A 12,511-nucleotide genomic window follows, 5' to 3' on the forward strand; every position below is an offset into this window, starting at 1 on the left:
AACTGGGCAGGTTGCTTATTCACCTGCCCGGTGTATTACGTGCTGGCGATCTCTTTGTCGCGTCCTGAACAGACGCCAAACACGGCCATGATGAGAGCGAGCAGTGCGACGCCAACCAGCGGGATCTGCCAGCTATCGTTAAGATCGTGAATTTTCCCCATCACCGGCGGCCCACATGCGGCCAGCAAATATCCGACAGATTGCGCCATGCCTGATAGCGCGGCAGCCTAGTGCGCTGAGCTTGCACGTAGCCCGATAAAGGTGAGACCGAGGATCATCGTGGCACCGGAGCCAAAGCCAAACAGCACGGTCCACAGGGCCGCCTGCCCGGGCATAACAGCAAACCCTGCAGCGCCGACAGCGCACATTAACGAGACCAGTGCGGCGATAGTACGCTGATCTTTAAACCGATACAGAACGAGGGGGATCAGTAGCCCGGGAGCTGCGGTCGCCAGTTGCAGCAAACCATGCAGCGATCCCGCCTGTGCCTCACTGTAGCCGTGGCTGATCATAATGGCGGGTAACCAGCCGATAATGACATAATAGATGAGTGAGTTGATGCCCAAAAACAGCGTGACCTGCCAGGCGAGACTGGAGCGCCAGATCGCGCGGGAGTGCAACGCTCGCGAATTACTGAGGCTGGCATTGGCCGTCTGGCGCCATTGAGGTAACCAGATCAATAACGCCAGCAGCGGAAAGATCATTAACATCATCAGTGCGCCGCGCCAGCCAAATCCATTTAACGCCAGCGGCACGACCATTGCCGACCCCAGCGCTGCTGCAGCGCCCATCGTTAACGAATACGCCCCGGTAAGCTTTGCCACATGCTGTGAAAAATCACGCTTAATGAGTCCCGGCAAAAGGACATTTCCCAGTGCGATGCCACAGCCAATGACTGCCGTCCCACCAAACAAGGCTCCGGATGAAGGGAGCGAACGTATAGCAATACCCACACAGATCAGCAGCATGGCTGCTAACAGGCTGCGCTCAATGCCCCAACGGCGCGCAACGGCGGCAGCGAGGGGGGATACCAGCGCGAAGGCCAGCAGCGGCAGGGTAGTCAGAAGTCCCGTCTGGGCGGTACTCAGGCCGTAGTCGGCGCGAATGGCATCCAGCAATGGGGCTGCACCGGTAAAGGTGACGCGTAGTGTGGTGGCAATCATCAGGATCCCCGCGATCAGCAGCACTGCGCTTTTGCCGCGGGAGGAAGGTGTAATAATCATTTTTTTCTCATATCGTCAGGCGAGGCGATACTTTAGCGTTTTTACACTATGGATGAATCAAGCTAAAATGACAGTTTATCGCTAAAATAGGACATTCTTATGTTGGGGCTGAGACTGGATGGGTATCAACCCGATCTTTACCACGATGCCGCCGTGGCTTTTTGTATTCAGGCTCAGGAAGATGAACTTTTCAGCCCACTGCATCAACACCGCAAAGGTCAGTTAATCCTGGCGTTGCATGGTGCAATTACCTGCGAAGTGGAGAACGCCATGTGGATGGTGCCGCCGCAATATGCGGTGTGGATCCCTGGCGAAATTCCACACAGCAACCACGTTACCGTGGGCGCGCAATTGTGTTTTCTGTTTATTGAGCCGCAGGCTGTCGTGATGCCTGAATGTTGCTGCACGCTGAAAATCGCTCCGTTATGTCGGGAACTTATTCTTGCGCTGGCGAACAAAACGGATGCCCAGCTCTGTGAACCAGCTACCCAGCGGTTAACGCAGGTGTTGTTTGACGAACTCCCGCAGCAGCCACAGGAGCAAATGCAGTTACCAGTATCCGATCACCCGAAAATTCGCAAGATGGTGGCGACGATGGCGCAGGAACCTGCACAATGGCAAACACTGGGGCAGTGGGCCAACGTGTTTGCCATGAGTGAGCGTAACCTTGCTCGTCTGGTTGTCAAAGAAACAGGATTAAGCTTTCGCCGCTGGCGTCACCAGCTACAGCTGATCCTGGCGCTGCAAGCTCTAATCGACGGGCACAATGTACAGCAGGTTGCTCAAATGCTCGGTTACGATTCAACGACCGCGTTTATCACCATGTTCAAAAAAGGCCTGGGACAAACGCCAGGCCGTTATCTGGCAGGATTGACTACTGCTTCCCAACAATCAACGAGACCAGACCTGCCGCAATGAGCGGTCCCACTGGCACCCCGCGAAACAGCGCCACGCCCAGAACCGTGCCCACCAGTAAACCGGCGACGAGTTGAGGTTGGCTACCCATCAGCGTGACGCCGCGCCCGCCAAGCCAGGAGACAACAACGCCGACGGCGATAGCGACAAGCGACTTCCAGTTTACAAAGGAGTGAATAAGCGTAGAGGGGGGCAGCGTTCCGCTGGCGATCGGCGCCATGACGCCAATGGTCAGAATAATAATCCCAACGGTAAGCCCCTGCTTTTCAATCCACGGGAAGAATGTATTCAGCGGAGTAACACGGACGATTATCAGCACCAGAATTGAAACGGCGACAGTGGTGTTGTGGCTGACAAAGCCCAGAGCTGCCAGTCCAAGCAGGATCAGCAGAGTGACATCAAACATCGTAGTTTCCTTGCCAAAAGAAAAAATAAGCCTGCTTACTGTACGCGTAAACGCGTGACGGAACAGGCTTTTTTTAATGATTATGATTTTTTTTGGGCTAACGCACGATGCGACGTTTTTTACTGCTAACGCAGACCGTTATTGTTCGCGGCGGAAAGGGATTAATTCAGGTTGCGCGATACGCAGGTAATCTGCGGTATCCATGATCACAGATTTTTCCAGCAACCCGGCATTAAACGCAATTTCATGAAAACGCTCAAACAATAGCGGATCGGCGACCAGCTTGAGATTCGGGTGGAAGCTAAACGGCGGGATCGCGCCAAATACACAGCCGGTAAGTTCATCGACTTCCGCCGGGCTGGCAAGCGATGCTCTTAACCCACCAATATGACCCGCTAACAAACTGAGATCGGCCTGCTGGTCAGCGGGCAAAATTGCCAACACATGCTGATTAACGCCGTTGCCTTTGACCTTACAGACCAGGGCTTTTGCTCCCTGGCCGAGCGCGGTACCACGAATTTCAGAAACTGCCTCACATTTGCCGACGGCTTCATGGCTTACCACGCGGTACGTTGCGCCTTGCTCTGACAACAGCGAAATTAAACGCTGATGCGTTGCGTTACCTTTGTTCACTTCCGTCATGACTTACTCCTGGTACAACAATGAAAATCCTGCAGAAAAATAATCACGCACCGGCGCGTTTTTTCTGTTTGTTCATATAGAGCTGTGCATCAGATGCTTTGTAAGCATCATCAATAGTGTCGTTCGGCTGCATATTATAAACCCCGGCTGAGAAGCTGATGGATATATCATGCGCAATAATTTGTAAGTTATAGCGAATTCTCTCCAGCAGGCGGGGCGTTAAATCACTGGGATGGTCGATGAGGATGATACAAAACTCATCGCCGCCGAGGCGGATGGCGTAGTCGCTTTTGCGAATGGAACTTTGAATGGCTTTGGCCAGATGAGTGATAATCCGATCACCTTCTTTATGCCCTAACGTATCATTGATGACTTTCAGCTTATCGCAGTCGATGGCGATAAAGGTGACGAGAGTGCCCGTATTGACCAACTGCTGCAAACGTTGTTCGAGCGTCGGGGTTAAAACTTTCCGATTGTAGAGTCCGGTCATGGCGTCACTGATATTTTCGCGCGTGACGTTGTGATACAAGCGAAAATGCGTTCTGACCAGATTCAACAGCAAAATTGTTGCCAGCAGATAGAAAGCGAAGATTTTCCAGGATGAGACAATAAAGTACATTAAATCAAGCGTTAAGGTTATGCGTATGCCGCCTGGAATGTCCTTCTCGTAGTGAACATAGTGAAACAGGTTAGTCTCACTTTGGTGAACGAGAATCTCTTTACCGGAGCTGGTATCCGAGAGCGTAACGTTAAGATAGCGCCATACCAGAGGCCGGTCGCTGGTATAAAAGATATTCTTTAAATTCTCTTTGTTGATATCCACCATTACTACACCTTTTAACTTACCGGTAGAGTAGACCGGCGTTAAAAAGCTCATCACCTTTTTCCCGGTCAGGTTATCCAGATAAATACTGGAGATCACCGTACGCCCCGTGAAAATACCGTCAATATCATTCTGGTCGATGCCCAGGGTGCCTTTTTGCAAAAACGTCCAGTTATGTATCGCAAATTGGCGCGAGTCGATTCGGTCATAGAAATAGACGTAGTTATTTTTGAGGTCGACGTAATATCGGAATTTATACTCCAGCGTACCTAATCCCTGACCGTAATCTTTCTGCTCACGATTAGCGTTTACCGCCTTATCAAAAGAGGGCAGCAGGAATATGTCTTCAAGTTGTTCGCTACATTTCGTTGAGGTGGTTTGCAGCGTCCCGTGCAATGGCGGGTAGTTATGCTCTGTGAGATTGAGTCCATGAGTGCCGTTAACGCTGTCGAAAGCGTTGCAAAGTGCTTTTTGTTGTTCGACAGACGCGGGTTCCTGAGGGGATGAAAATGTGCGCATCAGATGGGCGGCAATACTTTGATTAGTATACTTATCATAAAGAAATGATGAGTCGGCTTTCTCATTGATATAGCGCATGTACGCATTCATCGCTTTATCGCTGGCAATGAGCTCATAAACCAAAAAAGAAGACGTCAAAACAATTACGCTAACGGAGATAAAGAGCCTGAGCGCTTTATGATGCAATTTCATAATGATTTACAGCCCTGTAAGTCTGATACTTCAGTCTATCACACGGTATAGCTCCTCTCTAACGCTACGCGGAAGGACATTTTGTAATAAAAAACATTCGTACTCTTCACCTTTAACTCTTAATATTGTATTTATAATGCAACTTATAGAAAAGGAGACAGGCAGATGAGCACGACTGAAAAAGCGGGCCATACGTTCTTAGCCAGCCTGGGCAAAACCCGTCTGCGTCCGGGGGGCATTGAAGCAACAGAGTGGTTGTTCAGCCAGTCACAGCTGGCGCCCGACAGCCAGGTGCTGGAAGTGGCCTGTAATATGGCCACCACGGCGATAGAGATAGCACAACGCTTTGGTTGTACGGTCTACGCTATCGATATGGATAAAACCGCGCTATCAAATGCCAGAAATAATGTGGCAGCAAATGGGCTGGAAAATCACATTCATGTGATGGCTGCGAATGCCAGTACCCTTCCTTTTGCGGATAACAGCTTCGATGTGGTGATTAACGAGGCCATGCTGACAATGTATGCCGATAAAGCGAAGGCGAAATTAATTGCCGAATATTATCGCGTGTTGAAACCCGGCGGTCGTCTGTTAACCCACGACATTATGTTCACCACTCAAAGACTGGACGCGAGCGAGCAGGGCAAGCTTGTGGAGGTGGTGAAATCAAACGTGAGTCCGATGACCAGACAAGGCTGGCGTGAGTTATTTCTCAACTGCGGTTTTGAACAGGTCATGCAGCAGAATGGCGCTATGTCGCTGATGTCGCCAGGAGGATTAATTCGTGATGAGGGAGTTACTGGGGCGATTAAAATTATGTTTAACGGTTTACGCACTTACGAAAATCGCCGTCGGTTCCTGAAAATGTTTCGCTTCTTCCGTTCGCAACGTCATCAGCTAAACTACATTGCCTGCTGCTCTGTTAAGGGAAAATAAAAACAGGATGGGGCACTATTTATAAAATCAGTCAGCACATATACGCGCTGACTGATTTGTTTAGGCTAATTATTGCTGGTCGTACTTTGCTTATGGAACAGTTCGCGGAATACTGGGTAAATATCATCCTGATCGCGAATATGCTGCATCGCAAAGTTATCAAAGGTTGATTGCAGATGTTCGTATTCACGCCACAAGGTCTGGTGCGCACGGCGAGTGATTTCGATATAGCTGTAATATCTCACCACCGGCAGCAGTTTTTTCGCCAGGATTTCATGACACAGTGGTGAATCATCTGCCCAGTTATCGCCATCCGATGCCTGAGCGGCATAGATATTCCACTGGGCAGGGTTGTAGCGATCTTTTACCACTTCATCCATTAACTTCAGGGCGCTGGAAACTATGGTTCCCCCCGTTTCCTGAGAGTAGAAGAACTCGTGTTCATCAACCTCTTTCGCCTGAGTATGATGGCGAATATAGACAACCTCCACGTTTTTGTAAGTGCGGCTCAGGAACAGATACAGCAGGATATAAAAACGTTTTGCCATATCTTTAGTCGACTGATCCATTGAGCCGGAGACGTCCATCAGACAGAACATCACCGCCTGGCTGGAAGGATCGGGTCGTTTCTCATAATTCTTGTAGCGCAAATCAAAAGTATCTATAAACGGCACGCGTTCGATTTTTGCCCGTAGTTCGGCAATCTCTTTGCGTAACCTTTCCTCTTCCAGCAACTGCGCGGGTTCACTTTTGGCGATGGTTTCCAGATCGGCCTCAAGCGCATGCAGTTCACGACGTTTACCCGCCGTCATTGCTGTGCGACGCGCCAGTGAGTTTTGCAAGGAGCGCACCACGCTGATATTGGCGGGCACACCGTTGGAGGTAAATCCTGCACGGTGCGTTTTAAACTCCGTTAACTGACGTTGCTGATTCTGCTTCAGATTAGGAAGCGCTAAATCTTCGAACAGCAGATCAAGATATTCATCTTTAGATATCTGAAAGACGAACTCATCCTGACCCTCTCCATCCTGACTGGCCTGGCCTTGTCCGCTACCTGAACCGCCGCCGCCCCCCTGCGGACGTTCGATACGGTCATTCTGTACAAAATGATCATTACCTGGATGCACGCGATGACGCAGGCCACCGCGCCCCTGATGAAACATCGGTTCGCTAATATCATCGGTCGGAATAGAGACAGATTCGCCGCTATCTACATCGGTCACCGAACGCTTGTTAATGGCCTCGGAGATCGACTGTTTAATTTGCGATTTATAACGGCGCAAGAAGCGTTGGCGATTTACCGTGCTCTTGTTCTTGCCGTTAAGACGCCGGTCAATAAACCAGGTCATATGCCCCCCGTACTGCCAACTGTTCGCCATGTCTGTAAGTGCCGGATGGCGCTGGCGCTATCCGGCCTACGGAACATTATTTTGCAAGCCCGGTAAGCGCATGCGCCACCGGGCACTTATGTTAAGACGATTTACGTACGCGCAAATACCATTCGCACAGTAAACGTACCTGTTTACGCGTATAGCCTTTTTCCATCATACGGTCGACAAAATCGTCGTGCTTTTTCTGCTCGTCAGTCGAGGTTTTAGCGTTAAACGAAATGACCGGCAGCAACTCTTCGGTATTGGAGAACATTTTCTTCTCAATAACCGTGCGCAGTTTTTCGTAACTGGTCCAGTTTGGATTGCGACCGCTGTTATTCGCTCTGGCACGCAGAACAAAGTTGACGATCTCGTTACGGAAATCTTTCGGGTTGCTGATACCCGCCGGCTTTTCAATTTTCTCCAGTTCTGAGTTCAGTGACTCGCGATCGAACAGCTGACCGGTATCTGGATCGCGATACTCCTGATCCTGAATCCAGAAATCCGCATAGGTCACATAACGGTCAAAAATGTTCTGTCCGTATTCGGAATAAGATTCGAGATAAGCCGTCTGGATCTCTTTGCCGATGAATTCAGCATATTTCGGGATCAGATAGCCTTTCAGGAACTCAAGATAACGCTCAGCCTGCTCCTGCGGGAATTGCTCGCGTTCGATTTGCTGCTCCAGTACGTAGAACAGATGAACCGGGTTAGCTGCCACTTCGGCATGGTCAAAGTTAAAGACGCGAGAGAGGATCTTAAACGCGAAACGCGTGGACAGACCGTTCATTCCCTCATCAACCCCGGCGTAATCCCGATACTCCTGATAGGATTTCGCTTTTGGATCGGTATCTTTCAGGCTTTCGCCATCGTAAACGCGCATCTTCGAGTAAATGCTCGAGTTCTCAGGTTCTTTCAGGCGAGAAAGAATGGTAAAGCGAGAGAGGGTTTCCAACGTGCCCGGTGCGCAAGGCGCATGGGTCAGCTCACTATGGTTAAGCAGTTTTTCGTAAATTTTGATCTCTTCAGAGATCCGCAGGCAATAAGGCACTTTGACGATGTAAACACGGTCAAGGAACGCCTCATTGTTTTTGTTATTACGGAACGTTACCCATTCAGATTCGTTCGAGTGGGCAAGAATAATCCCGTTAAACGGCAGGGCGGAGATACCTTCTGTCCCGTTGTAGTTTCCTTCCTGGGTGGCGGTCAGCAGAGGATGCAGCACTTTAATCGGTGCTTTAAACATCTCAACGAATTCCATAATCCCCTGGTTGGAGCGGCACAGCGCACCTGAGTAGCCATAGGCGTCAGGATCGTTCTGTGCATGGTGTTCGAGTTTACGAATATCTACTTTCCCGACCAGAGCGGAAATGTCCTGGTTGTTTTCATCACCAGGCTCCGTTTTAGCGATGGCGATTTGCTCGAGAATAGACGGCCAGACTTTGACGACGCGGAATTTAGTGATGTCCCCGCCGAAATCATGCAAACGCTTCGCAGCCCACGGCGACATGATTGTACCGAGATAGCGACGCGGAACCCCATACTCTTTTTCCAGGATCTGCGCGTCTTCCTGCGGATTAAACAGGCATAACGGATGATCGTTAACCGGGCTACGTTCACCATTGGCGCTGAGAACATAAATGGGCACTCGTTGCATCAGCGACTTCAGTCGCTCAGCAAGCGATGATTTCCCGCCTCCCACAGGCCCCAGCAGATAGAGGATCTGCTTCTTCTCTTCCAGCCCCTGAGCCGCATGTTTCAGATAAGAAACAATCTGTTCAATCGCGTCTTCCATGCCGTAAAACTCTTCAAAAGCGGGATAACGAGCAATCACCCGATTCGAAAAGAGTCGAGAAAGTCGAGGTTCGTGGGCAGTGTCAACCATGACAGGCTCACCAATAGCCATTAATAGCCGCTCTGCCGCGTTGGCATAAGCACTGCGATCTTGCCGACAAGTGGTAAGAAACTCCTGCAGCGTGAACTCTTCGTCCTTGGCAGCTTCATAACGCTGGCGATAGTGATCGAATATATTCATGGTATGCCGTCCTTTCGTTTTTTAGCACATGTTAAGAGCCGTTCATATGAATAGTAGAGGCCCCTGAAGAGGTAAACTGAACGACGTCGCTGCTGAAGAAATAAGCAACTCTCATGCCATTTCGATGGTCAGGAGATCAACGTATTCGGTGATACACCTTCTAAATTTAAGCGTAGATGGCATTTGCAAAACTTGCCTGTACGCGCAAATGAATTTCAATGGCATATCAATAACTCATCAGCAAAAAAAGCACATGTTATGTAAAGAAATGGGGCTGAATTCATGTGGTGTTCACCGTACTGCAAGCAAAATGTCATCACTCGTTGAGAAATTAGGGGGTTACATTGGGCAGGTAATACGTAAAATAGTTGGGCTGAAGCGTATTGGCGGTTACACTTTCGTCGCTAAACATTTGAATAAGGAATTATGGATTGTGACCAAACTCAAACTTCTGGCACTTGGCGTGCTTATTGCCACGTCCGCGAGCGTCGCGCAAGCAGAAAGCAACCTGACGCTGGGCGCAGGCGTTGGTGTGGTTGAACACCCTTACAAAAACTACGATAGTGACGTTTACCCGGTCCCTGTTGTGACCTATGAAAGCGACAACTTCTGGTTCCGTGGTCTGGGCGGCGGTTACTACCTGTGGAATGACAATACAGATAAATTATCTGTGATGGCGTACTGGTCGCCACTGTACTTCAAGCCGGGCGACAGCGACGATAGCCGTCTGCGCAATCTCGATAAGCGCAAGAGCACCATGATGGCCGGGCTTTCTTACGTGCATAACACACAATATGGTTTCCTGCGTACCAGCCTCGCGGGAGACGCACTGGATAACAGTAATGGTATCGTATGGGATCTGGCATGGCTGTACCGTTATACCAACGGGGGCCTGACGCTGACACCGGGGATTGGTGTTGAGTGGAACAGTGAAAACCAGAACCAGTACTACTACGGTGTATCGCGCCACGAATCGTCCCGCAGTGGTTTACGCAGCTACGATCCTGAAAGCAGCTGGAATCCGTACCTTGAACTCAGCGCCAACTATAATTTCTTAGGCGACTGGAGCGTGTACGGTACTGCGCGTTACACCCGTTTGTCTGATGAAGTGACAGACAGCCCGATGGTAGACAAATCCTGGACGGGTCTGATCTCAACGGGTATCACCTATAAGTTCTGATGCATTTCCAATGCTGAACATGAGCCCGCGTTATGCGGGCTTTTTTATGCCTGACGGGAATGAATGTTGATCTCAAGCATGAGAATTCACGATTTCTGCTGATTCTGCCTTATGCGATGCTGCAACGAATAATTAACGTGTTTTACCTGGTGTAGTTACCAAAAAGGAACGTATTATTTAATTAGTCTGATATCGATTTTCTTACAGCGTAAGAAATACAGGTGTCGCAGAACCAATCATCGTTAGCGACTAACAAAATCTACTACGGCAATATACTGAAAATGCACTGTTTTGTTATTACTCCTGGATCTCAATTAACCTTGCAAAACGTGTTGAAAATATCTGATAACTATTTTTATCGTTTAATTTAACCATGAAAGTCATCTTTCATGTGAAAACTAAAAAACAAAACGTTTAATTTTTATTTTACATTCTTTAGGTAATTATCTGAAAAAATTAAAATTGACATTAAATATTCTATTGCAGATATTACTCAAACTTTGAAAGTAGTGAGCGTAATTCTTTCTTGCAGAAATATAATCTGCGATGAAGGTTTTTGAGAATAAACCTGGTATAGATAATGAAAAAATTAATCATGATAGCTGTGATGGGTGGGGTTCTGGCGGGTTGTTCTACCGAGGCCTCTCGCATGAATGACTGTGAGAACAAGGGCGTCAGTCGGGATGCATGCTACGTTGTTGAGCAGAATCGTCAGGCTACAATCAATGCTGCAGCGGAAAAACAGGCTATGGAAAATGCACAGAACCTGTACATCACAAATGACGGTAATTCCAGCCATCATCATAATCACAATAAATATTAAGGTTTTACTCATGAATAAATTAATTATTACCGCTGCGCTGGTGGCATCAACTGTTGTCCCTGCTCATGCTATTAGCGAGGCTTACCGTCGTCAGTTGCAACATGATCATAAAACCATGGTTAGTGAAGCGAATGTTCCGGTTAACGCCAGTATGGTAAAATCTATACATGTGAATAAACTGGGGGTTGATTTTAAACGTGGTACCGATGGCATTGCCTACATTAATGGTAGCCCGGCAGCCAATGATGAAAATAATGCAGATGCGCAAACTTACAGTGCAGGCCTGATTTCGGTTATTGTGTATAAGAACGGAAAAATAAACGCCATGAAAGAAGGTAAATATTTAGGCCGTTTAAAATAATCTCAGTACAGCTAACAAGTTATCTGTCTGAGCCCGGAAATAAATACTGTTCCCGGGTTTTTTATTGTGTCTGATTAACGACGAGCCCTCCAAACGAGGATGGTGCAATTTGTGCACCATCACAGGACACATCACCCATGTTTTGCTTTACTGTGGTGCATGTGCTCAGGGGGAACTATGACAGTAAAACAAGTGATGTTTACAAAACAGGTATCACTTCCTGCTATTGGGCAGGGAACATGGAACATGGGGGAGAACCCCTGCCGTCGTCGTGATGAAGTCTCGGCGTTGCAGGCTGGCCTGGATCTGGGGCTGCGTCTGATTGATACGGCAGAAATGTATGCTGATGGTGCAGCAGAAGAGATTGTTGGCGAAGCCTTAGCGGGACGGCGCGATGGTGCATTTTTGGTTTCAAAAGTTTATCCGTGGAATGCCGGAGGCCAGAAAGCGATTGCTGCCTGTGAAGGCAGTCTGCGCCGGCTGAAAACCGACTATCTGGATCTCTATTTGCTGCACTGGACGGGGGACTTTACTTATGAAGAAACCGTCAGCGCCATGGAAAAACTCATCGCTCAGGGGAAAATTCGTCGGTGGGGTGTTTCGAATCTCGATTATGACGAGATGCAGGCGCTATGGCAGGTTGCAGGTGGACGACAATGCGCCACTAACCAGGTGCTATATCATTTAGCGTCGCGCGGCATTGAATATGACTTGCTGCCATGGTGTCAGCAACAGCAGATGCCGGTCATGGCTTACAGTCCGCTGGCCCAGGCGGGACGGTTGCGCCGTGGTCTGCTCACTCATTCGGTGATTAGCGACATTGCACGTGCACACGATGCCAGTACCGCCCAGATCTTGCTGGCGTGGGTTATTCGTCAACCGGGCGTGATCGCGATTCCAAAAGCGGCAAGCGTAGCGCATGTCGAACAAAATGCCGCCGCGCTGAATATCACGCTCTCGGTTGATGAACTGAAGTTGTTAGATGAGGCATATCCGGCGCCAAAAGGTAAAACGGCGCTGGATATGGCCTGATTTGCCTGATGGCGCTGCGCTTATCAGGCCTACGGCTACGAGCGGTTTGTAGGC

10 protein-coding genes and 2 pseudogenes are annotated in these 12,511 nt (G+C 49.1%); 6 read left to right on the top strand and 6 right to left on the bottom strand.

Annotated features, from left to right (window positions below; all coding sequences use genetic code 11):
- Positions 1 to 35: 35 nt before the first annotated feature.
- A pseudogene (locus OGY19_RS07840) lies at positions 36 to 1,223 on the bottom strand (CynX/NimT family MFS transporter).
- Between the two features lie 99 nt (positions 1,224 to 1,322).
- Here OGY19_RS07840 and OGY19_RS07845 point away from each other — a divergent pair.
- A pseudogene (locus OGY19_RS07845) lies at positions 1,323 to 2,115 on the top strand (AraC family transcriptional regulator); the annotation flags it as partial.
- Here OGY19_RS07845 and OGY19_RS07850 read toward each other — a convergent pair.
- The 3 genes from OGY19_RS07850 to dgcJ form a co-directional block, all read right to left on the bottom strand.
- Positions 2,098 to 2,544 (bottom strand): DUF441 domain-containing protein, encoded by a 447-nt coding sequence (locus OGY19_RS07850; RefSeq protein WP_042308914.1) that lies wholly within the window; start codon positions 2,542 to 2,544, stop codon positions 2,098 to 2,100. The pseudogene OGY19_RS07845 and the gene OGY19_RS07850 sit on opposite strands and share 18 nt — an antisense overlap.
- Positions 2,545 to 2,682: 138 nt before the next feature.
- Complete coding sequence (locus OGY19_RS07855; RefSeq protein ID WP_048211929.1) at positions 2,683 to 3,186, bottom strand: YbaK/prolyl-tRNA synthetase associated domain-containing protein; 504 nt, start codon at positions 3,184 to 3,186, stop codon at positions 2,683 to 2,685.
- A 43-nt stretch (positions 3,187 to 3,229) separates the two neighbouring features.
- Entirely contained in the window at positions 3,230 to 4,720 is a 1,491-nt protein-coding gene (dgcJ, locus tag OGY19_RS07860; RefSeq protein ID WP_101741748.1) for a diguanylate cyclase DgcJ, read from the bottom strand.
- 165 nt (positions 4,721 to 4,885) lie between these two features.
- Here dgcJ and OGY19_RS07865 point away from each other — a divergent pair, with 165 nt between their 5' ends.
- On the top strand, positions 4,886 to 5,656 hold the full coding sequence (locus OGY19_RS07865; RefSeq protein WP_048211927.1) for a class I SAM-dependent methyltransferase: 771 nt from the start codon (positions 4,886 to 4,888) through the stop codon (positions 5,654 to 5,656).
- A gap of 65 nt (positions 5,657 to 5,721) precedes the next feature.
- Here the strand turns inward: OGY19_RS07865 and OGY19_RS07870 are convergent, their stop codons facing one another.
- Together OGY19_RS07870 and yeaG are read right to left on the bottom strand one after the other, a co-directional pair.
- Positions 5,722 to 7,005, bottom strand: coding sequence for a YeaH/YhbH family protein (locus OGY19_RS07870; RefSeq protein ID WP_048211926.1), 1,284 nt, complete (start codon positions 7,003 to 7,005; stop codon positions 5,722 to 5,724).
- 121 nt (positions 7,006 to 7,126) lie between these two features.
- Positions 7,127 to 9,061, bottom strand: coding sequence for a protein kinase YeaG (gene yeaG, locus OGY19_RS07875; protein ID WP_005120355.1), 1,935 nt, complete (start codon positions 9,059 to 9,061; stop codon positions 7,127 to 7,129).
- Positions 9,062 to 9,494: 433 nt separating this feature from the next.
- Here yeaG and OGY19_RS07880 point away from each other — a divergent pair, with 433 nt between their 5' ends.
- The 4 genes from OGY19_RS07880 to OGY19_RS07895 all read left to right on the top strand — a co-directional run bounded on the left by OGY19_RS07880 (position 9,495) and on the right by OGY19_RS07895 (position 12,457).
- Positions 9,495 to 10,241: a MipA/OmpV family protein gene (locus OGY19_RS07880; RefSeq protein ID WP_048212595.1), complete on the top strand. Its 747-nt coding sequence runs from the start codon at positions 9,495 to 9,497 to the stop codon at positions 10,239 to 10,241.
- Positions 10,242 to 10,821: 580 nt separating this feature from the next.
- A complete protein-coding gene (locus OGY19_RS07885) occupies positions 10,822 to 11,064 on the top strand; it encodes a hypothetical protein (RefSeq protein ID WP_048211924.1) in 243 nt (80 codons plus the stop codon).
- Between the two features lie 10 nt (positions 11,065 to 11,074).
- The gene (locus tag OGY19_RS07890) at positions 11,075 to 11,425 is read left to right on the top strand and encodes a hypothetical protein (protein ID WP_048211923.1); all 351 of its coding nucleotides are present in this window, start codon (positions 11,075 to 11,077) and stop codon (positions 11,423 to 11,425) included.
- A gap of 177 nt (positions 11,426 to 11,602) precedes the next feature.
- On the top strand, positions 11,603 to 12,457 hold the full coding sequence (locus OGY19_RS07895; protein WP_048211922.1) for an aldo/keto reductase: 855 nt from the start codon (positions 11,603 to 11,605) through the stop codon (positions 12,455 to 12,457).
- Positions 12,458 to 12,511 lie beyond the last annotated feature (54 nt).

The sequence above is a fragment of the Citrobacter sp. Cy070 genome, from assembly GCF_030332245.1.
Lineage (GTDB): Bacteria > Pseudomonadota > Gammaproteobacteria > Enterobacterales > Enterobacteriaceae > Citrobacter > Citrobacter youngae.